Annotated in this window: 20 protein-coding genes, 1 tRNA gene and 2 pseudogenes; 14 read left to right on the top strand and 9 right to left on the bottom strand. The window is 71.1% G+C overall.

The window, feature by feature from the left end; translation table 11 throughout:
* Window positions 1–39 precede the first annotated feature (39 nt).
* Entirely contained in the window at window positions 40–567 is a 528-nt protein-coding gene (locus tag U9R90_RS31300; RefSeq protein WP_411060316.1) for a GNAT family N-acetyltransferase, read from the top strand.
* Between the two features lie 28 nt (window positions 568–595).
* On the opposite strand, the gene U9R90_RS31295 is transcribed toward U9R90_RS31300, so the two are convergent.
* Window positions 596–1,384, bottom strand: coding sequence for a DODA-type extradiol aromatic ring-opening family dioxygenase (locus U9R90_RS31295; protein WP_411060314.1), 789 nt, complete (start codon window positions 1,382–1,384; stop codon window positions 596–598).
* Between the two features lie 101 nt (window positions 1,385–1,485).
* On the opposite strand from U9R90_RS31295, the pseudogene U9R90_RS31290 reads away from it, so the two are divergent.
* Window positions 1,486–2,027: pseudogene (locus U9R90_RS31290) on the top strand (MarR family winged helix-turn-helix transcriptional regulator).
* A gap of 47 nt (window positions 2,028–2,074) precedes the next feature.
* On the opposite strand, the gene U9R90_RS31285 reads toward U9R90_RS31290, so the two are convergent.
* Both U9R90_RS31285 and U9R90_RS31280 read right to left on the bottom strand, forming a co-directional pair.
* Window positions 2,075–3,592 (bottom strand): MFS transporter, encoded by a 1,518-nt coding sequence (locus tag U9R90_RS31285; protein WP_411060312.1) that lies wholly within the window; start codon window positions 3,590–3,592, stop codon window positions 2,075–2,077.
* A gap of 194 nt (window positions 3,593–3,786) precedes the next feature.
* Window positions 3,787–4,404, bottom strand: coding sequence for a TetR/AcrR family transcriptional regulator (locus U9R90_RS31280; RefSeq protein ID WP_411060974.1), 618 nt, complete (start codon window positions 4,402–4,404; stop codon window positions 3,787–3,789).
* A gap of 387 nt (window positions 4,405–4,791) precedes the next feature.
* Between U9R90_RS31280 and U9R90_RS31275 the strand changes: the two genes are divergently transcribed.
* Window positions 4,792–6,078 carry a M6 family metalloprotease domain-containing protein gene (locus tag U9R90_RS31275; RefSeq protein ID WP_411060310.1) on the top strand — a complete coding sequence of 429 codons (1,287 nt, stop codon included), beginning with the start codon at window positions 4,792–4,794 and terminating at the stop codon, window positions 6,076–6,078.
* A gap of 100 nt (window positions 6,079–6,178) precedes the next feature.
* On the top strand, window positions 6,179–6,637 hold the full coding sequence (locus U9R90_RS31270; protein ID WP_411060309.1) for an SPW repeat protein: 459 nt from the start codon (window positions 6,179–6,181) through the stop codon (window positions 6,635–6,637).
* 100 nt (window positions 6,638–6,737) lie between these two features.
* Here the strand turns inward: U9R90_RS31270 and U9R90_RS31265 are convergent, their stop codons facing one another.
* The 3 genes from U9R90_RS31265 to U9R90_RS31255 are packed head-to-tail and all read right to left on the bottom strand — an operon-like array spanning window position 6,738 to window position 9,746.
* On the bottom strand, window positions 6,738–7,283 hold the full coding sequence (locus U9R90_RS31265; protein ID WP_411060308.1) for a cupin domain-containing protein: 546 nt from the start codon (window positions 7,281–7,283) through the stop codon (window positions 6,738–6,740).
* Window positions 7,280–8,503 carry a cytochrome P450 gene (locus tag U9R90_RS31260; protein ID WP_411060307.1) on the bottom strand — a complete coding sequence of 408 codons (1,224 nt, stop codon included), beginning with the start codon at window positions 8,501–8,503 and terminating at the stop codon, window positions 7,280–7,282. Before U9R90_RS31260 ends, U9R90_RS31265 begins: the two co-directional genes overlap by 4 nt.
* On the bottom strand, window positions 8,493–9,746 hold the full coding sequence (locus U9R90_RS31255) for a type III polyketide synthase (RefSeq protein WP_411060305.1): 1,254 nt from the start codon (window positions 9,744–9,746) through the stop codon (window positions 8,493–8,495). Before U9R90_RS31255 ends, U9R90_RS31260 begins: the two co-directional genes overlap by 11 nt.
* A gap of 313 nt (window positions 9,747–10,059) precedes the next feature.
* Between U9R90_RS31255 and U9R90_RS31250 the strand changes: the two genes are divergently transcribed.
* The gene (locus tag U9R90_RS31250; RefSeq protein WP_411060304.1) at window positions 10,060–10,263 is read left to right on the top strand and encodes an acyl-CoA carboxylase subunit epsilon; all 204 of its coding nucleotides are present in this window, start codon (window positions 10,060–10,062) and stop codon (window positions 10,261–10,263) included.
* A gap of 30 nt (window positions 10,264–10,293) precedes the next feature.
* Here the strand turns inward: U9R90_RS31250 and U9R90_RS31245 are convergent, their stop codons facing one another.
* Complete coding sequence (locus U9R90_RS31245; RefSeq protein WP_411060302.1) at window positions 10,294–10,632, bottom strand: ArsR/SmtB family transcription factor; 339 nt, start codon at window positions 10,630–10,632, stop codon at window positions 10,294–10,296.
* 146 nt (window positions 10,633–10,778) lie between these two features.
* On the opposite strand from U9R90_RS31245, the gene U9R90_RS31240 reads away from it, so the two are divergent.
* From U9R90_RS31240 to U9R90_RS31205, 8 genes and pseudogenes are all read left to right on the top strand, one after another.
* Window positions 10,779–12,137: an NAD(P)-binding domain-containing protein gene (locus tag U9R90_RS31240; protein WP_411060300.1), complete on the top strand. Its 1,359-nt coding sequence runs from the start codon at window positions 10,779–10,781 to the stop codon at window positions 12,135–12,137.
* Window positions 12,138–12,234: 97 nt separating this feature from the next.
* Window positions 12,235–12,522: a hypothetical protein gene (locus tag U9R90_RS31235; protein ID WP_411060299.1), complete on the top strand. Its 288-nt coding sequence runs from the start codon at window positions 12,235–12,237 to the stop codon at window positions 12,520–12,522.
* A 52-nt stretch (window positions 12,523–12,574) separates the two neighbouring features.
* Window positions 12,575–13,021 (top strand): SRPBCC family protein, encoded by a 447-nt coding sequence (locus U9R90_RS31230; protein ID WP_411060297.1) that lies wholly within the window; start codon window positions 12,575–12,577, stop codon window positions 13,019–13,021.
* A gap of 152 nt (window positions 13,022–13,173) precedes the next feature.
* On the top strand, window positions 13,174–14,673 hold the full coding sequence (locus tag U9R90_RS31225; RefSeq protein WP_411060296.1) for a long-chain-fatty-acid--CoA ligase: 1,500 nt from the start codon (window positions 13,174–13,176) through the stop codon (window positions 14,671–14,673).
* Window positions 14,674–15,008: 335 nt separating this feature from the next.
* Window positions 15,009–15,371 (top strand): amidase domain-containing protein, encoded by a 363-nt coding sequence (locus U9R90_RS31220; RefSeq protein WP_411060295.1) that lies wholly within the window; start codon window positions 15,009–15,011, stop codon window positions 15,369–15,371.
* 13 nt (window positions 15,372–15,384) lie between these two features.
* Complete coding sequence (locus tag U9R90_RS31215) at window positions 15,385–15,855, top strand: hypothetical protein (RefSeq protein ID WP_411060294.1); 471 nt, start codon at window positions 15,385–15,387, stop codon at window positions 15,853–15,855.
* A 378-nt stretch (window positions 15,856–16,233) separates the two neighbouring features.
* Window positions 16,234–16,309: transfer RNA gene (locus U9R90_RS31210), tRNA-Arg, on the top strand.
* Between the two features lie 250 nt (window positions 16,310–16,559).
* Window positions 16,560–17,042: pseudogene (locus U9R90_RS31205) on the top strand (adenosylhomocysteinase); the annotation flags it as partial.
* A gap of 1 nt (window position 17,043) precedes the next feature.
* Here U9R90_RS31205 and U9R90_RS31200 read toward each other — a convergent pair.
* Both U9R90_RS31200 and U9R90_RS31195 read right to left on the bottom strand, forming a co-directional pair.
* A complete protein-coding gene (locus tag U9R90_RS31200; protein WP_411060292.1) occupies window positions 17,044–18,759 on the bottom strand; it encodes an ABC transporter ATP-binding protein in 1,716 nt (571 codons plus the stop codon).
* Window positions 18,756–20,546 carry an ABC transporter ATP-binding protein gene (locus U9R90_RS31195; RefSeq protein ID WP_411060291.1) on the bottom strand — a complete coding sequence of 597 codons (1,791 nt, stop codon included), beginning with the start codon at window positions 20,544–20,546 and terminating at the stop codon, window positions 18,756–18,758. The genes U9R90_RS31200 and U9R90_RS31195 overlap by 4 nt, the downstream gene beginning before the upstream one ends.
* A 76-nt stretch (window positions 20,547–20,622) precedes the next feature.
* Between U9R90_RS31195 and U9R90_RS31190 the strand changes: the two genes are divergently transcribed.
* On the top strand, window positions 20,623–21,651 hold the full coding sequence (locus U9R90_RS31190) for a helix-turn-helix domain-containing protein (RefSeq protein ID WP_411060290.1): 1,029 nt from the start codon (window positions 20,623–20,625) through the stop codon (window positions 21,649–21,651).
* Window positions 21,652–21,712 lie beyond the last annotated feature (61 nt).

The raw sequence follows: 21,712 nt of genomic DNA, 5'->3' as shown, positions 1-21,712 counted from the left end.
GATCATGCAGTACCCTGCGTCGCTACGCCGGGAGGGCAGATGCCGCAGGTACCTACAGAGGTGCAGGTCAGGTCAGGGGACGAGGGTGACCTCGCGCCCCTCACCGACATCTACAACCACTACGTGCGTGAGACGGCCATCACATTCGACACGGACGCCTTCACTCCGCAAGAGCGGTTGCCGTGGCTGCGCTCTCACCCTGAAGACGGCCCACACCGCCTCCTGGTTGCTCAGGACGTCCCGAGTTCCCGCATCCTGGGCTACGCGACCAGCAGCGCGTTCCGCGCGAAGCCCGCATACGCGACCTCCGTGGAGGCCAGCGTCTACCTCGCCCCCGACGTGGGCGGCCGCGGCATCGGCACCCTCCTCTACAAGACGCTCTTCGAGGCCCTGGCGACCGAGGACGTGCATCGCGTGTACGCGGGTGTCGCGCTCCCCAACGAGGCCTCGATACGGCTGCACGAGCGCTTCGGCTTCACACACGTCGGTACGTACGGCGAGGTGGGCCGGAAGTTCGGCCGCTACTGGGACGTGGCCTGGTACGAGAAGGACCTAAGGACCCACTAGCACCCCAAAGCCACCCCCACGACCAACCTCACCCGAACTGAACCGACCGCTTGGCCATCCCCATCCAGAACCCGTCGATCACGCTCCGCTGACGCCGCCCCAGCTCCCCCTCCGCCGCGCCCAGCGTCACGAAAAGTGGCGCGAAGTGCTCGGTACGGGGATGGGCGAGGCGCCCGGCCGGCGCCTTGTGCGTGAAGTCGAGCAGGCCGTCCACATCACCCGCGTCCAGCGCCTCGCGCCCCCACGCGTCGAACTCCGCCGACCAACCGGGCACCCCACTCCCGGTGTGCCGCAGGGCGGCCAGGTTGTGGGTGAAGAACCCGCTGCCGACGATCAGCACACCCGCGTCCCGCAGCGGCGCGAGCTTGCGGCCGATGTCCATGAGCCGCCGCGGATCGAGCGTGGGCAGCGAGATCTGCAGCACCGGAACATCAGCGTCCGGATACATCTCGACGAGCGGCACGTACGCCCCGTGGTCAAGCCCCCGGTCCGGGACGTCCTGGACCGGCGCCCCCGCGGTACGCAGCAGCTTCCGTACGGAGTCGGCGAGTTCGGGGGCACCAGGGGCCTCGTAGCGCACCTGGTAGTAGTGCTCGGGGAAGCCCCAGAAGTCGTAGACGAGCGGCAGCGTCACGGTGGCGCCGAGGGCCAGCGGGGCCTCCTCCCAGTGCGCCGAGACCATCAGGATCGCCTTCGGCTTCGGCAGCTCGGCGGCCCAGGCGGCGAGCTGGCCAGGCCAGTACGGGTCGTCGGCGAGCGGCGGGGCGCCGTGGCTGAGATAGAGGGCGGGCATGCGATCCGGCGCGGCGGTGGACATCACAGCTCCAGCGGTTCCAGTTACTTTAATCTTCAAGTTCTACGTCCGAGCATACGCCCGCTTTGTTCAAGGCTCAAGAAGATGGTTCGTACAGTGGAACCATGACGAACGACCACGAGGAACCGCGCTGGCTCGACGCCGAGGAACAGCGCACCTGGCAGGCGTATCTGCAGGCCACCACGCTCCTCGACGACCACCTGGACCGGCAGCTGCAGCGCGACGCCAAGATGCCGCACGTCTACTACGGGCTGCTGGTCCAGCTCTCCGCGGCCCCGCGCCGCCGGATGCGGATGACCGAGCTGGCCAAGCGCGCCAAGATCACCCGGTCCCGGCTCTCGCACGCGGTCGCCCGGCTGGAGAAGCAGGGCTGGGTACGCCGCGAGGACTGCCCTTCGGACAAGCGCGGCCAGAACGCGCTGCTGACCGACGCCGGATACGAGGTCCTGAAGCAGGCGGCACCGGGACATGTGGCCGCCGTACGGCATGCCCTGTTCGACCGGCTGAGCCCCGAACAGCAGAAGTCCCTCGGCGAGATCATGGAGATCGTCGCCGAGGGACGAAGTCCCTCGGCGAGATCATGGAGATCGTCGCCGAGGGACTCCAGCCCAGGGAGGCGGGCGCGGATCTGCCCTGGCTCCGCTGAGCCGAAGCCGAGCGGGACCAGGGCAGATCACCGAGGTGGGATTGAGCTCAGTGCGCGATGACCGGAACCTTCACGTCGTCCCCGTTCTCGCTCCCCGCGCCGCCGTCCCCCGCGGCGACCGGAGCGCCGCTCTGCGCCCGGGTGGTGACCATCGTCAGCGCGATGCCCGCGGAGATCACCAGGATGCCGACCGCCCACCAGATCGCACTGGAGTAGCCGTGCACCAGCGCCTGCGCCTCGAGCAGCTTCGGGTTGGCCGCCCCCGCCTTGTGGTCCGCCGCGTACGCCGTGGTGGCGCTGGCGGCGATGGTGTTCAGCAGAGCGATGCCGATCGCGCCGCCGACCTGCTGTGAGGTGTTGACCATCGCGGAGGCGACACCGGAGTCACGCGGCTCGACACCGTGCGTGGCCATCGACATGGCGGGCATGAACGCCGTACCCATACCGAGGCCGAGCAGCAGCTGCGCGGGCAGGATGACACCGGCGTACGAGGTGTCGATGGACAGCTGCGTCAGCAGCAGCATGCCGACCGCGGCGACCAGGAACCCGGGGCCCATCAGCAGCCGCGGCGGGACCCTGGTCATCAGGCGGGTGCCGATCTGCGTGGAGCCCGTGATCATGCCCACGATCATCGGCAGGAAGGCGAAGCCGGTCTTCACCGGCGAGAAGCCCTTCACGACCTGCAGGTAGTACGTGAGGAACAGGAACAGCCCGAACATCGCGATGACGGCGAGCCCCAGCGACAGGTAGACCCCGCCGCGGTTGCGGTCGGCCAGCACGCGCAGCGGCAGCAGCGGCGCCTTGACCTTGGACTCGACGACGATGAACGCGCTCAGCAGCACGACAGAGGCGACGAACATCGAGACGGTCACGCCGTCCGACCAGCCGTCGGACTCGGCGCGCGTGAAGCCGTACACCAGCGCGACCAGACCCAGCGTGGAGAGCACCACGCCGGGGATGTCGAGCGCGGAGCGGTTGCGCGATCCGGCCGGTTCCCGGATGACGAAGTACGCACCGGCGGCGGCGACGATCGCGAAGGGGATGTTGACGAAGAACGTCCAGCGCCAGTTCAGGTACTCGGTGAGGAAGCCGCCGAGTATCAGGCCCACGGCGCCACCGCCACCGGCGATCGCACCGTAGATGCCGAACGCCTTGGCGCGCTCCTTGGCCTCGGTGAACATCACCGCGAGCAGCGACAGCGCGGCGGGCGCCAGCAGCGCACCGAACACGCCCTGGAGCGCGCGGGAGCCGAACATCATGGCCTGGCTGGTGGCCGCGCCACCGATCGCGGAGGCGGCGGCGAAGCCGATCAGGCCGGCGACGAAGGTCCGCTTACGACCCCACAGGTCGGCGATCCGGCCGCCGAACAGCAGGAGACCACCGAAGGCCAGGGCGTAGGCGGTGATGACCCACTGCTTGTTGCCCTCGGAGATGTCCAGGCTCTCCTGGACTGAGGGCAGGGCGACGTTCACGATGGTCGCGTCGAGTACGACCATCAGTTGGGCCAGGGCGATAAAGACCAGCGCTCTCCAGCGCTTGGGATCGGGAAGGGCTGTTTCAGGCATGGGGGTACCCACCTCGGGACTCCTTGGTACTGGTGGTGCTGGTGGACGGCTTGGCTTGGTGGCAGCGGTGACGGCTTGGTGAGAACGGCTTCGTGAGAACGGGTGGACGCTTGCTAAAGCGCGGCTTGGGCGGCGACTTGGTGACTACTCTGCAAGCTGAAGCCCACTTGAGGTCAAACGGTTATTTCCGGACGTCATCCATGACGCCTGAGGTCCTCCAACGTGGCGGCGGTGCCGGGTAGTTCGGATCGCGCGGGGGCCTGCAGGCCGTCCATGAACAGCTGCAGATGACGATGGACGAATCGGTCGATGTCCAGGCAGGCCGTGCCGGGCAGCGGCCTGGTGAGCTGCGAGAGCGCGACCATCAAGTCCCCGACGGCCACACCGTCCCGCAACTGCCCGCTCTCACGGGCCCGTTCCATGAGCTCCTCGACGAGCCGCTCCAGCCGCTGACGGGCCGCCAGCAGGTCCGGGTCGTTCCGGTCGAAGGTGTCCGAAAGCATCGGGCACAGCGCGCCGATCCGCTCGTCGGCCGCCGTGTTCACAAAGCCGCGCAGCGCCTGGAAGGCGTCCGGCTCCTCGGCGATCGACCGCTCGGCCGCGGCCGAGATCCGGTCCATCACCGAGCACACGACCTCGCGCACCAGCTCGGTGCGGTCGGCGAAGTGCCGGTAGACCGTGGCGTTGCCGACACCCGCGCGGCGCGCGATCTCGTCCAGCGGGACCTGGGACCCGAACTCGACGAACATCTCGCGTGCGGCGGAGACGATCCGCTCCCGATTGCGCAGAGCGTCGGCCCGCGGGCGCGGCATTCGGCGCTGCGGGGCGGCGGCGCCGCGACGTTCGGTGGCGGTCTCCACGGCGGATCTCCTCGGCTGTCGTAGGTCTGCGGCGTACGTGTGTGGCGCACATGTCTGGCGTACGCCTGCGGTCACTCACCTGCGGCCCTACTTCCATAGGCGGGGAATCTCTCCCCGTTTCGCGCAGGCACCCATGCAAACGGGGACTGGGTCCCCGCTTATTTCGCGCTCGAATGTGACTTGAGTCACGCCGTTCACCAGGGGAAACCCACACCCACCACCCCCGGATACGCACATTCGGTCGCATCCAGCGAGCGCTCCGACACGCCCGGCCACAGGGTGACGAACAAGGGCGCAGCCACACCACCGAACGGCTGCCGCGGACCGGAAGGCCATCGCATGCAGGTGACCCGCCGCTGGATACGCAGGCCCCGCCGCAGCGCGATACTCGCCGCGACCGCGGCCCTGACCCTGACGCTCAGCTCGTCGGCGAGCACCGGACGGCTCTTCTCCGACCCGCAGGCGGCCGGAGCCGGCTCGACGGCGGGCATCCGCGCCACGACGCTCGGCCCCTGCATGATCAGCGGCACGATGGGTGTGCAGATGTCGGAGGGCGTCCCCACGGCCCCCGGTTACGCGCCCTCCACCGGCACCGTCCGCGCCCTGAACCTCATGATCGACTTCCCGGACGCGCCGGGCGACGGCAGCGCGCTCGAGCGGTACGCGGAGTTCTTCCCGCAGACCCAGGACTGGTTCCGCACCAGCTCGTACGGGCGGCTCGACTACCGCTCCGAGGCGCCCGTCAAGGGGTGGCTGCGGATGCCGATGGCGTTCAGCGAGTACGGCATAGAGCGCGGCGCCCCCTTCGACCCCGGCTACCGCCGGCTGATCGAGGACATGGTGCGGGCCGCCGACCCCGACGTGGACTTCAGCGTGTACGACCTGGTCAACGTGCTGGTCACCCCGAACGCCGGGCCCTCGGCCCTGGACACCGTCCTGTCCGTCACCTTCGCCGGGAACCACGAGGCGCCCATCGCCGACGGGGTGCCGATCTCCAACGCCTCGTTCGTCTACAGCCGCCAGGACGACGGCTCCGGCTCGTACGACGAGACCGGCTACCGCGTGCTGCCGCACGAGAACGGCCATGTCTTCGGTCTGCCCGACCTGTACACGACGGAGGGCGGCGGCGCGGTCGGCCACTGGGACATCATGAGCGAGGACTGGGGTGCCAACAACGACCTGCTCGGCTGGCACAAGTGGAAGCTCGGCTGGCTCGACGACGCGCAGGTCAGCTGTGCCGCGGGCCCCGGCATCTCGGAGCACGAGCTGGTCCCGCTCGCGGCCACGGACGGCGGCCGCAAGCTCGCCTTCGTACCGATCGACAAGCGGACCGGGTACGCGGTCGAGGTCCGCACCCGCGCGGGCAACGACGAGGCGGTCTGCAAGCCGGGCGTACTGATCTACCGCGTGGACGCCGAGGTGGACACCGGGCACGGGCCGGTCACGGTCGCCGACTCCGACCGCGACAGCGGCGGCTGCACCCGGCGGCCCAACGTCCACGCGGAGCTCTCCGACGCCCCGTTCGCGCCCGGCGAGACCTTCACCGACAATGCCGCGGGCGTCCGTATCCAGGTCGCGGCGGCGACGCTGGACGGGACGTACCGGGTGCGTGTGACGCGTTCATGAAACTGTGACACGTTCCGCTTAGCCAGAATGGCGTAATGGACGTTAAATGGTGAATAAGGAGCAGATAAAGGCTTGTGCAAGAGCAGGAGGCGGGTCCGCCATGAGCAGCACCCACTCGACTATCGAGCAACACCCTGATCTCGCCGAGATGCGTTCCCGGTTCGAGAAGGCGACCAGCAGTCCCCGTGGCCAGGCAGTCGAGGCACTGGCCTTCCTCACCGGTGTGTACCTCGCCGCCTCCCCGTGGATCGCGGGATTCAGCGGCATCACGGCACTCGCCACGACCAACCTGATCCTCGGCATCGCGTACGCCCTCTGCATGGGCGGACTGAGCTCCGCCTACGAGCGGACCCACGCGATGGCGTGGTGCGCCATGGCCATCGGCGCGTTCACGATCATCTCGCCGTGGATCGTCACCGGTAACGTCGACACGACCCGCACTGTGTGGAACAACGTCGTCTGCGGTGCCGTCGCCCTGCTGCTCGGCGCCGCCATGGCGGCGACCGGCGACCGGGGCGGAGCACTCCGCTCCCGCTTCGGGGGCGGGGCAGCCGCCTAGGCTCAACCGCAGGGCCCCGGACGCCGCACACCGGCGCCCGGGGCCCTTTTCCGTCCCGCGGTCCTGTCCCGTACTTCTTCCTCGTCGACGTACGCGCGTCCTACGGCGTCCCCGTCCCCACGCCGTGCCGCATAGGCGTCAGCTGCTCGATGTCGTACCGGGCCCGCAACGCCGCGATGGCCAGGTGGTCGGGAGGGCCGCCCGCCTCAAGGATCTCCAGCAGTTCCTCGAAGTACCGCTCGTGGTCCGGGGGCGGGGACGCCTGGAAGAACATCTTCGCCGGCCGGTCCGAACGGTTCGCGAACGCGTGCGGGCACCCCGGCGGCACCACGATCACCGTGCCCGGCGTCGCCCGCACCGACCGCCGTCCGTCCGGGGACTCCCAGCTCCGCCAGTCGTCCCGCGTCCGCACCCGAGGCTCGAACGCCAGCACCTCCAGCTCACCCTCCAGCAGGTAGAACAGCTCCTCGCTGCGGGTGTGCACATGCGCCCCGACGTCGAACCCCGGCGGTACGACCACCTCGAAGCTCGACGCCGACCGTGAGTGCTCCCCGGTGACCTTGAACGTCACCTGGTGCGCGGGCGCCGCCAGTGTCCGGCCGTGACCGGACGGCACGAGCAGCCCGTCCGGCGCGTGCCCGGTCATGACCAGGTCGCCGGCACGGACTCCGGCCCGCGGATCAGCGCCCCACGCCGGAACCGCACCTCCGTCGCCGGCACCGCGAGCCGCAGCTCCGGGAACCGGTCGACCAGCGCGTCGAGCAGCAGCTCCGACTCCAGCCGCGCCAGCATCGCGCCGACGCAGAAGTGCGGCCCGTACCCGAACGCCACATGCGGATTCGGCGACCGGTCGAAGTCCACCCGCTCCGGGTCCGCGAACACGTCCGGGTCCCGGTTGGCCGCCAGATACGACACGTACACGGCCTCACCGGCGCGGATGCGCGTGCCGGCGATCGTGACGTCCTCCAGCGCGATCCGCGAGAGGCCGACCGCGCTGCGATGCGGGATGTACCGCAGCAGCTCCTCCATCGCCCGCGGCCTCAGCTCCGGCTCCGCCCCCAGGCGGTCCCTCAGCTCCGGCCGGGTGAGCAGGATGAACAGCATGTTGCCCGTGTTGTTGGAGACCGCCTCGCCGCCGATCTGGATGAGCAGGGCGAGACCCACCGACTCCGACTCGGTCACCTCGCCGGCCGCGACGGCCGACGCCAGCAGCCCGATCACGTCCTCGCCGCCGCTGCCGCGCCGCTCGCGCAGCAGGTCGGCGAAGTAGCCGCACATCTCGTCCTTGGCCCGCTGGCTGCGCTCGGCGCCCTGCGCGCAGGACAGGATCAGGTTCGTCCACTCGTGCATCCGGGGCCGGTCAGCGGCCGGAACGCCCATCAGCTCGCACACCACGGCCAGCGGGAACGGCGCGAGCAGCCGCTCGGTGAGATCGGCCGGCGGCCCGTCCCGCAGCACGCCCGCCACCAGCTCGTCGAGCATCTCCCGCGCCCGGTCCCGCAGCCGCTCCACGCCCCGCGTCGTGAACGCGGGGGCCACCGCGCGGCGCAGCCGGGTGTGCTCGGGAGGATCCTCGAAGCCCACCGCCCCGTCGACGGGGACGAAGTGCGGCGCCAGTCGCGTGACGTCGTGTTCGGCAACCAGCTTCCGGCTGAACCGCGGGTCGTTGGTCACCATCCGCACGTCGTCGTAGCGCGTCACCAGCCAGGCCCAGCCCGATCCGTTGGGCAGCCTGACGCGGGTGACGGGACCCTCCTCCATCAGACCGGCGAGCACCGGATCGAAGTCCACGCCGTGCAGATCCAGGGCCGGCCAATCCCGTACGGGAGGCGGTGCGTTGGTGGTGGTCGTCGTCTCATCCGGCACGGTGCGACTCCTCCGTGTACGTGTACGCGTCGGCCGTGTACGCGTCGGCTGCGTACGCGTCAGCCGTGAACGTGTCAGCCGTGAACGTGTCAGCCGTGTAGGTGTACGCGTCGGCGAACGCCATGGGCGTGGCCGCGACTGAGGCCCCGACGCGGCCGGACACCGCGGCCGAGGCCGGAGCGGCGAAGGCCGTGGCCGACGTGGTCCACCGGCCCAGGGACATCTCCGCGGTGATCCCCGGCCCGAACCCGGCCAGCAGACCGCGCGCGGCGTCCGGCGTGCCGCCCTCGTCGAACAGCCGGCGCAGCGCGTCCAGGACGACGGCGCTGGCGATGTTCCCGTACTCGGTGAGCGTGGCCCGGCTGAAGCGGAACGCCTCCGGGGGCACCCCGAGGAACCTGCTCAGGTCGTCCAGGATGCGCGGGCCACCGGCGTGGATGATGTAGAAGTCCAGGTCCGACGCGTCCCAACCGTGCTGTCTCGCCAGTTGCTTCAGCGCCGGCGCCAGCGGCTCCATGGTCCCGGGAACCCGCTTGTCCAGCTTGAAGTGGAACCCCGTCGAACGGACGTCGTAGGCGATCCAGTCGACCGTCTCCGGCACCAGGTACGTGCCGTTCCGCTCCAGCGCCATCCCCGTACCGCCCTTGCCGCGCATCACCGCGGCCGCGATCCCGTCGCCGAACAGGCCGTTGGAGAGCAGGTTGCCGACGCCCAGGTCGGTCGGCTGGTAGCAGAGGGAGCAGAACTCGCACGCCACGATCAGCGCGTTGGCGTCCGGGTAGGCGGTGCAGAAGTCGTGCGCCCGGTTCACGGCCGCGCCGCCCGCCGCGCAGCCCAGCTGGGCGATGGGCACCTGCCGGGTGTCGCTGCGGAAGTCCATGGTGTTGATCAGCCATGCGGTGAGCGAGGGCATCATGAAACCCGTGCACGACACGTAGATGATCACGTCGATGTCCGCGGCGCGGACCTCCGCGTCCTCCAGGGCACGGCGTATGACGGCCGGCACGCGGGCCTTGGCCTCGGCCTCGTAGACGGCGTTGCGCTCCTCGAAGCCGGGGTGCCGCAACGTCTCCTCGATGGGCCGGAGTACGTGCCGCTTGCGCACGCCGGTGTTCTCCATCAGCCGCAGGGCGAGCGGCAGCTGGGGGTGGTCCGCGTGGATGGTCCGCGCCAGGTCGAGCGTGTCCTCCATGGTGATCACATGCTCAGGTACGGACACCGCGGGTTTGCACAGCGTGGCCATTCGTCGAGCCCTTTCGTCGCGTTTTGCTCGCGTCGACGCGTTTTGCTCGCGCTTCGTCGCGTTTCGCTCGCGCTTCGTCGCGTTTCGCTCGCGCCTCATCGCGTTTGCTCGCGTTCACTCAAAGAATGTGCGAGCCCTGGCGACCGCGCGCGGCGAGGCGACTCCGCTCCGTCACCACGTACGTCCCGAAGACCGCCGCAGCCGGGCACTCAGGCGGCGACAGGGGGCCGGGCGCCTGTCGGCACACCTCACGCGAACAGCCCCATCCGCTCCACCGGATGCGGGCGCGTGACGGCCGTCTGAGGATGGACCAATGCACGATCACCTGCGGATAGTCCACGGTTCACCCACCGCGGTCGAACTCGCCGCCGTCACCGCCGCCCTGAGCACGCTGCTCCAGGAGGCCGCCGTCGGCCACCACCGGCCGCGCCGGGCCGACTGGGACCGCTCCTGGCGGCCGCACCCCGCGCCGCACTCGTGGTGCACGCGCGGCAACGGGCCGCCGCTCGACCGCTAGCGACCTTGGCCCTGGCGCACTCGCCCTGCCCTAGGCCGCGTACTTGCCGAGGGTCGCGCCCATCGCGGCGAGTACGGACGGTTCGACCCGGTAGTACACCCAGGTACCCCGGCGCTCGCAGGTGAGCAGCCCGGCCTCCCGGAGCTTCTTCAGGTGATGGCTGACGGTCGGCTGGGACACCCCGACATCGGAGATGTCGCAGACACAGGCCTCCCCGCCCTCGTGCGAGGCGACGAGGGAGAAGAGCCGAAGCCGCACCGGGTCACCGAGCGCCTTGAACATCGCGGCGGTCCGCTCGGCCTCGTCGGCGGTGAGCGGGCGTTCGTTGAGCGGCGGGCAGCACGGCACGACGACGTTCGCATTCGACATGTATCTATTTTGGCACATGTCGAATCAACTGAACCAGGCCCCTGATTAGATGACCTTCTATGTTGACGACTGTCGATGTAGATGCCATGCTGACCCCGCACGGCGCATCGACAAACGTCAAATCAGGCTCAGGGGAGACCGCCACCGTGAACGCACCGTCCCTCACCGCCCTGCCCACCGTGGTGATCGGAGCAGGCCCGATCGGCCTCGCCGCCGCCACGCACCTGATCGAACGCGGCCAGGAACCGCTGGTCCTGGAGTCCGGCCCCAGCGCGGGCACTGCGGTACGCGCATGGGCCCACGTACGCCTCTTCTCGACCTGGGGCGAGGTCATCGACCCGGTGGCGGAGAAGCTCCTCACCCCCACCGGCTGGACCGCACCCGACAGGGCCACGTACCCCACCGGCGGCGACTGGGCCGAGCGCTACCTCCAGCCGCTCGCCGACGCCCTCGGTGAGCGCGTCCGGTACGGCGCCCGCGTCACCGGCGTCTCCCGCGCGGGCCGCGACCGGGTGGTCGACGCCGACCGCGCCGAGCAGCCCTTCACCGTACGGATCGAGCACCCGGACGGCACCGAGGAGCGCCTCTTCGCCCGCGCCGTCCTGGACGCGTCCGGCACCTGGTCGACCCCGAGCCCGATCGGCGGCGACGGCCTGCCCGCCCTCGGCGAGCGCGCCGCGGCCGACCGCATCAGCTATCGCGTCCCGGACCTCAAGGACCCTGCTGTACGCGCCCGTTACGCGGGCAGGCGCACCGCGGTCATCGGCTCCGGCGCCTCCGCGTTCACCGCGCTCTCCGGGCTCGCCGACCTGGCCAAGGAGACCCCCGGCACACATGCCGTCTGGGTTCTGCGGCGCGGCATCGGCGGCGACACGTACGGCGGCGGCGAGGCCGACCAGCTCCCGGCGCGCGGCGCGCTGGGCCTGCGCGCCAAGGCGGCGGTGACGGACGGCCACGCGGAGGCGGCGACCGGTTTCCGTACGGCGGCCATCGAGCAGGTCGATGACGGTCTCGTCCTCGTCTCCGAGGACGGCACCCGCCTCGCCCCGGTCGACGAGGTAATCGCCCTCACGGGCCTGCGCCCCGACCTCTCCCACCTCGGCGAGCTCCGCCTGAACCTGGACGAGCGCCTCCAGGCCCCGGTCGAGCTCGCTCCGCTCATCGACCCCAACGTCCACTCCTGCGGCACCGTCTACCCGCATGGCGCGGCCGAACTCTCCCACCCGGAGAAGGACGTCTACCTGGTCGGTATGAAGAGCTACGGCCGTGCCCCGACCTTCCTCGCCCAGACCGGCTACGAGCAGGTCCGCTCGATCGCCGCGGCCCTGGCGGGCGACCACGAGGCCGCCGCGCGCGTCGAGTTGGTCCTCGCGGAGTCGGGCGTCTGCGGTGGGTCGGGCCTGTACGACGAGCCCTCGGCCGACGAGGCGGCGTCGGGCGGCGGTTGCTGCGCCGCCCCGGCCGCGGTCCAGATCGGCGCGGCTCCCACGTCCGGCGGCTGCTGACCTGGGAGCCGCGACGCCGTACGCCTTTACCCCGGCTTGAACCCGCCCGTCGGACAATGCCGGGGTAAGGAGGCTCACCGGGGTAAGGAGGCTCACCATGGCGCCGGAACCCAACCCGGAACCCACGCGAGAACCCTCCCGGGAACCCACGCCGGACCCGGCCCCGGAACACACCCGGGAACCCGCCCCGCCCGACTGGGACGACATCACCCTCGACGAGGACTTCGTACGCTCCGCCGAGACGTCCGAACCCTCGGCCCGCAACCGCATGCTCACCGCCCGCTGGCGCAAGCACGGCGCACCCAAACCCCAGCCCTGGCGCTCGGACGACCCACCGGCGGGCTGGTTCTGGAGCCGGGCCCGCAAGCGGTGGTGGAAGCGCTGAGAGCCTGTCCTCCGGGAGGCAGAGCGGCCGAGGGCCACTTAGCGTGGACGCGATGACGATCGACGAGACGGCGCGACGGGTGATCCCGCTCCCGCCCCACCAGGTCGCGGACTACGCCATGGACTGGCGCAACGACGCCGAGTGGACCCAGGGCATCCGTACGGCGGCGCTCACCCGGGAGGCGGACGGCGGCGGCTTCGGCGTGGGCGCCGAGGTGACCCGTACCGCGTACTTCCTCGGCAAGCGCATCGACTACGTACTCCGCGTCACCGCATACGAGCCCGCGAGGCTGCTGGACATGGTGTCGGTGGCCGGCCCGATGTCGATGCACATCACCTACACCTTCACCCCCGACCCGCGCGGCACCTTCGCGGCCATCCGCGTCCAGGGCGACGCCGCGGGCTACTACCGGCTGGCCGCACCCCTCATGGCGCGCAAGGTCCGCTCATCCATCGCCAAGGACCTGCGCGACCTGGAACGCAAGCTGCTGGAGGCGTGAGGCCGCGACGTCTGGGTTGCGACATCGAGGGTGCGACGCCGAGGTCGTATCGCCAAGGCTGTGACGTCGCCCATAGGCACAGGCGGCGCCCCACGGGCATGATCCAGGACATCCGGCACACCCTCAGCACCCCCTCAGATGAGAGGTCGACGATGACCAATCTCGCCCGCAACCTGGCGGAGACCGCCGCGGCGTCCCCCGACAGCCCGGCCATCCGCCTGGACGACGCGGTCCTCGACTACCGGTCGCTGGACGACCGGAGCGCCCGCGTCGCCGCGTGGCTGGCCGCGCAGGGCGTCGAGCCCGGCGACCGGGTGGCGATCATGCTGCCGAACATCCCGCACTTCGCCGTCGTCTACTACGGCGTGCTGCGCGCGGGGGCCGTCGCCGTGCCGATGAACCCGCTGCTGAAGTCGGGCGAGATCGTCTACAGCGCCGGGGACTGCGCCGCCCGTACGATCCTGACCTGGGGCATGTCGCTGCCCGAGGCCGCCAAGGCCGCCGCCGAGCTCGGCATCGGCTGCACCGACGTGACCGCCGAGGACTTCGGCGCCGCGCTGGCCGCCGTCGAGCGGCAGACCGAGGTCGTGGAGCGCTCCGCGGACGACCTGGCCGTACTGCTCTACACCTCCGGCACCACCGGCCGCCCCAAGGGCGCCCGCCTCACCCACGGCAACCTGGGCAGCAACACCGCCACGGTGGTCCGCATGCTCGGCATGACCGCCTCCGACACCGTTTTCGGCGGGCTGCCGTTCTTCCACGTCTTCGGCCAGACCTGCGGTCTGAACGCCGCCGTCCAGACCGGCGCCTGCGTCACGCTGCTGCCGCGCTTCGACGCCGCCAGGGCGCTGGAGATCCTCGCCCGCGACCGGGTCACGATCATGGAGGGCGTACCCACCATGTTCGTCGGACTGCTCGCGGCGGCGGAGGCGGCGGGTACGGCAGGCGCCGGGGGCACCGAGGGGATCCGGTTCGCGGTGACCGGCGGCTCCGCGATGCCCGTCGAGGTCCTGCACCGTTTCGAGGCGGCCTTCGACTGCCCCGTGGTCGAGGGCTACGGCCTGTCCGAGACGGCCCCCGTGGTGACCTTCGGGGCGCTCGACGGACCACGTAAGCCCGGCTCGATCGGCACCCCGATCGAGGGCGTCCAGGTGCGGCTGCTCGACGACGCGGGCCAGGACGTCCCCGAGGGCGAGGTCGGCGAACTGTCCGTACGCGGACCCAACGTCATGCCCGGCTACTGGAACCGCCCCGAGGCCGACGAGGCCGCCTTCACCGACGGCTGGTTCCGTACCGGCGACCTCGCCCGGCGCGACGAGGACGGCTTCTACTTCGTCGTGGACCGCAAGAAGGACATGGTGATCCGGGGCGGCTACAACGTCTACCCGCGCGAGATCGAAGAGATCCTGTACGAGCACCCGGCGGTCGCCGAGGCCGCGGTCGTCGGCGTCCCGCACGAAGTGCACGGCGAGGAGATCGCCGCGGTGGTCACGCCGAAGCCCGGCACCGAGGTCACCACGGACGAGCTACGCGAGTTCGTGAAGGCCCGCGTCGCCCCGTACAAGTACCCCAGGATCGTCCAGCTGGTCGAGGCCCTCCCCAAGGGCCCCACCGGCAAGATCCTCAAGCGCTCGCTGTCCGTAGAGGTCTGACCTCCACAAGGACAGCCGTGGCCTGGCTGGCCGGTCCGCCCAGGACAGCCAGGCCACGACTACGACTACGGCTACGGCTACGGGCGAGCGGTGACCGCAGCGATCAGGAAGCCAACAACACCCCCAAGGCGGCCACCCTCAGGACCTCGCGCATAGCCGTCGCTCGCCGNGGGGGGGGGGGGGGGCGGGCCCCCCCCCCCCCCCCCCCCCACGACTACGACTACGGCTACGGCTACGGGCGAGCGGTGACCGCAGCGATCAGGAAGCCAACAACACCCCCAAGGCGGCCACCCTCAGGACCTCGCGCATAGCCGTCGCTCGCCGACCGCCGGGACATGTACCGCGAGAACGACGGCGGCAACAGGAGTGCCCAGCTGACGCTCGACTCGCTGAAGTTACAGACCGGCGGCGACGGGGCCACGCCGCGGGCCCACGAGGAGACCCGGCTGTACCACGTCGAAGTCGCCGAGGGCGAGCCGGAGTTCGAGTCCTCCAGCATCCCGCACCGCTTCACCTTCCGGGACGTGTTGCAGGCCAACCTGGACGGCAGTGGCGGGAAAGACCACAGCATGATCGTGGTCAAGAAGGGCACGAAGGATACGTACCTGAACTACCACACCACTGACACCAAGAACAAGAAGCTGAGCCGGCTCATCAAGGAGAACCGGAAAGCCAAGTGGTACGCGCACCGCGTCTGACCGAGGGGAAGAAATGCCCGTGACTCACCGGACCGGGCGGCTCCGCGCCGCCGCTGTCCTGGCCCTGGTGCTGGGCGGTGCCCTCCTGACCGGCGCGTGCTCCTCCGAGGACAACGATCCCTCCGGAGCGAAGTCGCCGCGCGCGGCGGCGGACGCGTACGTCAAGGCGGTCAACGGCAGGGACGAGGATGCGCTGCGGGACCTCTACGCCCCCCAGCACTCCGAGGACAGCCGCACCAAGGAGGCGAAGCGCCTGGTCGGCTCCCTCGGTGACGGCGTCGAGTTGAGCGTGGTCGACGTCAAACAGGACGTCAGCCCGAAGTTCGCCTCGGTGCGCCTCGGCGGCAGCGCCGGCGAGGGCCGCCACGCGGAGTACATCCAGCTCAGCGAGGCCGACGGCGCGTGGTGGGTCGTCCCCGACAACGCCGACGAGGACTCCGAGATCGGCGGCCCCACCGCGGACACGAGCAAGCCGTCCTCCTGAACTGACGCAACCACGAGCGGGCCGCCCCGGGAACCTCCCCGGAGCGGCCCGCGCCGCTTCGAACAGGGACGGACCGGTACACCACGCCCGCTTCGACCCCACCCAGTGGACCGCTCGCCGGCGAACGGGAGACAGCCCGGAGCGACGCGAAGAGAGACCCCCACCGGGCCGAGCACCTACTCCCACGCCGAAGCACCCAACGCCCTCAACGAAAGCGACGGCATCAACACCGCACTGGCCAGCTGAGCCCAGCCATCCGCCCCACCCGCCAGACGCATCCGCTACCCTGTCTTGAGCCGCTCTTCGGAGCGGCTCAACCTTGCGGAGAGCGGCAGAATACTCACACAGAGTTTTCCGCCACGTTTCAGGCAAGGCCCCGCCTCCGTAGCTCAGGGGATAGAGCACCGCTCTCCTAAAGCGGGTGTCGCAGGTTCGAATCCTGCCGGGGGCACCATGCATGACCGCTCTGACCTGGGATTTCTCCTCCATGAAGGGCTCCCACTCGGCCTCGGACTCCTTGTCCGGGGCCGTTTGCGTGAGCGGACAGAGTTTGATTCCCCAAGAATCCGACGGATCAGCATGACCCAAGGCGAGCGGTACGTCGCGCGGCTCGACCGGGCGCCCGGTGCGGGTAGTGAAGACGCAAGTCGGCTCCTGCCACCGCTCACCCGCCTGGGCTCGGGCAGCGGCCTGCCGTATCCGGCACCCACCTGCTACCCGAGCGGCCCGCGTCCGTACGCGGTGTGGGTGCCGTCACCGAGCTGCGGGCGGTGCGCCCCAAGCCCAAGTCCGTCCACGGCCAGGCGCTATGCCAGGTCGAAGGCGACGGCTACGCCTGCGACAGCTCACCGCGACCTGTCCGCGCCCCGTGGCCGCCCACCTCGACCGGGCCCTGCGCCACCTCGAAGAACGCGCCGCTGGGAGCCACATCGTCCTCCTCGACGTCGGCGGCTGCTTCGCCCCTGCGCTCGACGCCCTGTGCGACCATCTCTCCGGCCAGATCCTGGGTGTCGTCGAGGACACCGAGAACAGCCACCGCCGCTACGCCAGCCACGACAAACTCCGCTGCCCGGTGATCTCCGTGGCCCGGCCCTCCGCTGAAGGATCCCGAGGACTTCCTCGTCGGCCGTTCCGTCGTCTTCTCCACCGAGGCCCTGTGCGGCCGGGGCGACAACCCGCACGGCCGTCTCAGTCCCGCGACGCCCCGGCCAGGGACAGGTCCCAGTACGCGGCGTACCGGCCGGCGCGTCGCAGCAACTCCTCGTGGCTGCCCTGTTCGACCACCCGCCCGGCGTCCAGGAACGCGACGCAGTCGGCCCGGCGCACGGTCCTCATGCGGTGCGCCACCAGCACCACGGTCCGGCCCGCCATCAGCTCCTCGATGCCGGCGTGCACGGCCGCCTCGTTCACCGGGTCCAGGGCCGAAGTGACCTCGTCGAGCAGCACGATCGGCGCGTCCTTCAGCAGCGCGCGGGCGATGGAGACGCGCTGCCGCTCGCCGCCCGACAGCAGCGCCCCGCCCTCGCCCACGTCCGTCGACCAGCCGCCGGGCAGCCGCTCGATCACCTCGTCGAGACGGGCCGCGGCGGCCGCGGCCCGTACCTCGGCGTCGGTGGCGTCCGGGCGGCCGAGGCGCACGTTCTCCTCGATCGTGCCGTCGAAGAGGTAGACGTCCTGGAAGACGATGGCGATCCGCGCCATCAGCGCCGCGGTGCCCATCTCCCGTACGTCCACGCCGCCGATCCGCACCGCGCCCGCGTCGACGTCATAGAAGCGGGCGAGCAGCTGCAGCAGCGTCGTCTTGCCCGCGCCCGACGGCCCGACGACGGCGAGCCGCCGGCCCTCGGGTACGGACAGCGTCACCCCGTCGGCGACCGCGCGGTCTCCGTGCCGGAAGGAGACCGCGTCGAACGCGATGTCATGACCGGCCGGTTCACGCGGCGCGCGGGGCTCCGGCAGCGGCTTGGTGTTGAGGACGTCGTCGAGGCGGGTGAGTTCGGCGCGGGCGGCGCGGATGCCACCACTCATCTCGGCGAGGGACAGCAGCGGGTCGGCGCAACGGGCGGCGAGCACCAGGACTGCAAGCACCTCGGCCGCGCCGATGTCCCCGCCGAGGGCGAGGTACGCGCCGAGTGCGAGCAGCGCGGTGAACACCGCCTGCACGGTGACCGCAAGACCCAGCACGCCCGGCAGCGCCGAAATGGTGGAGCGACGCGAGGCGCGGCGCAGTTCCTCCAGGGAGTCGTCCAGCGAACCGAACCGCTCGCCGGTGCGGCCGCCGGCGCGCAGCACCGGCTGGGCCTGGAGGTATTCGATGACGCGGCCGGTGGCCGCGCGCTCGCGTTCCACGCGCTCCGTGTCGGTCGCCGTCGTCGCACGGGCCGTGCGCAGCTGGACCGCAGCTACCAACGGCACAGCAGCCAGGCCGGCAAGCCCCAGCTGCCAGTTGACGGCGAGCATCACGGCGACGATCGTCAGCGGTGTCACACAGGCGGAGATGAACGGCGCCAGCAGGTGCGCGATCACGCTCATCGCCTGCAACACGCCCTGGCTGGCGAGGGCGGACACCTCGCCGGTGCGGCCGGGCTGATACCAGCCGATGGGCAACCGGGCGAGGTGTTCGCCGAGGCGCTCGTACATGCCGTGCAGCATCGTCGTGCCCACGCGGAAACCGGAGCGGTCGCTGACGTACCGCAGCACCGCATAGACCACGACCGCAGCGCCGAAGGCGGCCAGCCAGGGCCGGGCATCCTCGGGTGTGCTGCCGAAGAGCGCGCGCAGCACGGGTACCAGCAGGGCGTACGACAGTCCCTCGGCGAGGGCGGTCGCCGTCATCAGGGCGACGGTGCGGCGCACCGGCCCGGCGTACTCGTGGCCGAGCACACGCAGCAATGTGCTGATCATCGGGCCTCTTCCCCTTCCATGGCACCGGCTTCCACGGCACCGGCGTGGATCTTCCAGAACTCGGCGAATGCGCCGTTGAGCGCGAGGAGTTCCGCGGTCGTGCCCCGCTCCACGATCTCGCCGTCGCGCAGCATCACGATGGTGTCGGCGTCGGCGATCGTCTCCAAGCGGTGGGCGATGACCAGCGTCGTCCGCTTCTCCCGGGTCTGCGCCAGCGCCTCGCGCACCGCCTGCTCGGTCTGCGGGTCGGCGAAGGCGGTGGCCTCATCGAGGACCAGGACGGGGGCGTCTGCGAGCAGGGCGCGGGCGAGCGAGACGCGCTGCGCCTCGCCGCCGGAGAGGCGGGCGTCCTCGCCGATCACCGAGTCGTAGCCCCGGGGCAGTTCGAGAACGCGGTCGTGGATGCTCGCCCGGCGGGCGGCGCGGACGACGGCGTCGCGGTCGGCGTGCGGGACGGCGAGGGCGATGTTGTCCGCGACCGAGGCGCGCAGCAGCCGGACGTCCTGGAAGACGAAGGACACCCGCCGATACAGCTCCTGGCTGCCCACCTCGCGCAGGTCGACGCCGCCGAGGAGCACGGAGCCGTGCGTCGGGTCGTAGAACCGCGGCAGCAGCTGCACCAGCGTGGACTTGCCGCTGCCGGACGGCCCGACCACGGCTGTAACCGTCCCCGGCTCCAGCACCAGGTCGATGCCGCGCAGCGCCTCGCGCCCAGCCGCGGCACCCTCGTACCCGAAGCGGACGTCCCGCAGCTCCACCCGGTGTCCCTCGGGCGCCACCGGCCGTACGGGCTCGGGCAGCGACGGCTCGGCGAGTACGTCCCGGATGCGGCCGACGGCGCGCCGCGCGGCCTGCAGGTCGTCGAAGCCGTGCCCGAGCGCGGCCACGGGCGCGGTGAGCCCGAGGCCGAGAAGCATGAAAGGCAGCAGGTCCGCCGGGGCGAGGCCGCCCCCGGTGATCCGGTACGCGCCGCCGGTCAGCACCGCCAGCAGCACGAACGGCGGCGACAGCGCCACCTGCATCCCGGCGGCGACCCCGGAAAGACCGCGCACCATCCGGTAGAAGCTCCGGGTGAAGTCGCCCACCGCGGTACGGAACGTGCCGTGCGCCCGCTCAGACCCGCCGAACGCCTTCACCACCGCGATGCCCTGCACGAACTCGACCACCGACGCCGAGATCCGCCCCATCGCGGCGTCGAACTCCTTCTGCTCGCGCAGCCGCGTAGGGGTCATCATCAGCGGCACCAGCGCGACCGCCAGCAGCACGGGGATCAGCGTAATCAGCGTCAGCCGCCAGTCCACGCTGAGGAGGTAGCCGAGCGAGACCAGCGGCACCACGAAGGCGGAGACCAGCTCGCCCGGCGTGTGCGCGATGAGCGGGTGCACGGCGCTGACGTCCTCACCCACCAGCTTCGCCAGCTCCCCGTTGCGCCGCCGTGCCAGCCAGCCGATCGGCACCCGCCCCAGCCGCGCGGCGAGTTGCCGGCGCAGCGACAGCTGCACCCGGGTGTCGAGGAGGTGTCCGACACCGGACGAGGCGGCCGTGAACAGCAGCCGTACGAGCAGCCCTGCCGCGCCCGCGATCACGACGTTGCGCACGTGCCCGTCGTCGGCCGGTCCCGGCGACAGCAGCGTACGGCCGAGCTCGACGACCGCGAGCAGCGGCGCCAGGCCGGCGACAGCGCCGATGACCTGGAGGACGACGACGACGGCGAAGCCGCCCGCGTACGGGCGCAACAGACGGGCCACGCCCGGTGGTGGCGGCGCGGTGGTTCCGGTGAAAGTCATGCGCTCACCTTCGCCGCGGGTGCGGCCCGCTGGATTGAAGAAATGTTCCGTCCGGGCGGCCCCGTAGCATGGACGCATGTCAACTGCCGTGCGTCAGCGCGTCGCTGCCCCTGTGTGGCAGGTCACGCGCCCGGCCCGGCCCAGCCGCGTACCCGGCGTCGTCCTGGCGGGGCTGCGCGACCGCGGCCCGGCTCCGGTCGACCACCGGCTCGACCCGCACCCCGTGCTGACGCTGGCGCTGGCCTGCGGCGAGGCGGCGCTCGGCATCGACGAGTCGACGGGGCGGCAGCACCGCGGCAGCCTTGTCACCGGGCTCGGATTCGGCGTCGGCGGTGCGGCGCGGGTGCGGGCCGCGAACGTCGAGTGGATTCAGGTGCGCCTGTCCCCCGCCATCGCGCGCGCCGTGCTGAGTGTGGGCCCCGCTGAGCTGGAGAGCTCCGTGGTGACCCTGGACGACCTGTGGGGTGAGCGGCAGGCAGCCCGGCTGCGCGAGCAGCTGGCCCAGGCCGCCTGGGAGGAACGCTTCGCACTCGTCGAAGCGTTCCTCGCCCGGCTGACCGCCGCGGGGCCCGTCATCGAGCCGGAGCTGGTTTGGGCCTGGGACCGTATCGTCGCCGGGCACGGCCAGGTCCGGGTCGAGGAGCTGGCCGACGAGCTGGGCTGGAGCCGCAAGCGCCTGTGGTCCCGCTTCCACGCGCAACTCGGCCTGCCGCCCAAGCGCGCCGTGAAGCTCGTCCGCTTCGACTGGGCCGCCACCCGCCTGGCCGGGGGCCAGGAGGCGGCCGGGGTCGCGGCCGACTGCGGCTACGCCGACCAGTCGCATCTACACCGGGACGTCGTGGCGTTCACCGGCGTGACCCCCGCAGCCGTGGCCGGCCAGTCGCTCATCGCGACGGCCGACATGGCGTGGGTGGACCACGTGCCACGCCTCTCGGCACGATGGGGCAACGCCCCAGCCTCCCGTTTCGACGAGCCGCTCCGGCAACCGCTGCCAACCGGCGTAGATACCCGAGGTGGACGACTTCCCGGGCGGAGTACGGATGTTCGGTCCCGTTACCGGCGCCGGCAGCCCGCTCGCGCCGCCGATGCGGGTGACTCCGGCTGACGGCGGCTTCGTGGGACGGTGCGATCTGGGCATCGCGCACGAAGGGCCACCCGGCTACGGC

This window comes from Streptomyces sp. E11-3, assembly GCF_046540415.1.
Classification (GTDB): domain Bacteria; phylum Actinomycetota; class Actinomycetes; order Streptomycetales; family Streptomycetaceae; genus Streptomyces.
Note: the sequence above shows the minus strand (reverse complement) of the source record. Positions and strands in the feature narration are given on the sequence as shown.

What these genes read in the sequence shown, in the direction of transcription:
- U9R90_RS31215 (WP_411060294.1), top strand. Translation starts at nt 15,385, where the DNA reads ATGCCCGTGACTCACCGGACCGGGCGGCTCCGCGCCGCCGCTGTCCTG.
- U9R90_RS31190 (WP_411060290.1), top strand. Translation starts at nt 20,623, where the DNA reads ATGTCAACTGCCGTGCGTCAGCGCGTCGCTGCCCCTGTGTGGCAGGTC.
- U9R90_RS31265 (WP_411060308.1), bottom strand. Translation starts at nt 7,283, where the DNA reads ATGACCGGGCACGCGCCGGACGGGCTGCTCGTGCCGTCCGGTCACGGC.
- U9R90_RS31235 (WP_411060299.1), top strand. Translation starts at nt 12,235, where the DNA reads ATGGCGCCGGAACCCAACCCGGAACCCACGCGAGAACCCTCCCGGGAA.
- U9R90_RS31270 (WP_411060309.1), top strand. Translation starts at nt 6,179, where the DNA reads ATGAGCAGCACCCACTCGACTATCGAGCAACACCCTGATCTCGCCGAG.
- U9R90_RS31220 (WP_411060295.1), top strand. Translation starts at nt 15,009, where the DNA reads ATGTACCGCGAGAACGACGGCGGCAACAGGAGTGCCCAGCTGACGCTC.
- U9R90_RS31200 (WP_411060292.1), bottom strand. Translation starts at nt 18,759, where the DNA reads ATGATCAGCACATTGCTGCGTGTGCTCGGCCACGAGTACGCCGGGCCG.
- U9R90_RS31230 (WP_411060297.1), top strand. Translation starts at nt 12,575, where the DNA reads ATGACGATCGACGAGACGGCGCGACGGGTGATCCCGCTCCCGCCCCAC.
- U9R90_RS31245 (WP_411060302.1), bottom strand. Translation starts at nt 10,632, where the DNA reads ATGTCGAATGCGAACGTCGTCGTGCCGTGCTGCCCGCCGCTCAACGAA.
- U9R90_RS31225 (WP_411060296.1), top strand. Translation starts at nt 13,174, where the DNA reads ATGACCAATCTCGCCCGCAACCTGGCGGAGACCGCCGCGGCGTCCCCC.
- U9R90_RS31300 (WP_411060316.1), top strand. Translation starts at nt 40, where the DNA reads ATGCCGCAGGTACCTACAGAGGTGCAGGTCAGGTCAGGGGACGAGGGT.
- U9R90_RS31280 (WP_411060974.1), bottom strand. Translation starts at nt 4,404, where the DNA reads ATGCCGCGCCCGCGGGCCGACGCTCTGCGCAATCGGGAGCGGATCGTC.
- U9R90_RS31195 (WP_411060291.1), bottom strand. Translation starts at nt 20,546, where the DNA reads ATGACTTTCACCGGAACCACCGCGCCGCCACCACCGGGCGTGGCCCGT.
- U9R90_RS31250 (WP_411060304.1), top strand. Translation starts at nt 10,060, where the DNA reads ATGCACGATCACCTGCGGATAGTCCACGGTTCACCCACCGCGGTCGAA.
- U9R90_RS31285 (WP_411060312.1), bottom strand. Translation starts at nt 3,592, where the DNA reads ATGCCTGAAACAGCCCTTCCCGATCCCAAGCGCTGGAGAGCGCTGGTC.
- U9R90_RS31255 (WP_411060305.1), bottom strand. Translation starts at nt 9,746, where the DNA reads ATGGCCACGCTGTGCAAACCCGCGGTGTCCGTACCTGAGCATGTGATC.
- U9R90_RS31275 (WP_411060310.1), top strand. Translation starts at nt 4,792, where the DNA reads ATGCAGGTGACCCGCCGCTGGATACGCAGGCCCCGCCGCAGCGCGATA.
- U9R90_RS31295 (WP_411060314.1), bottom strand. Translation starts at nt 1,384, where the DNA reads ATGTCCACCGCCGCGCCGGATCGCATGCCCGCCCTCTATCTCAGCCAC.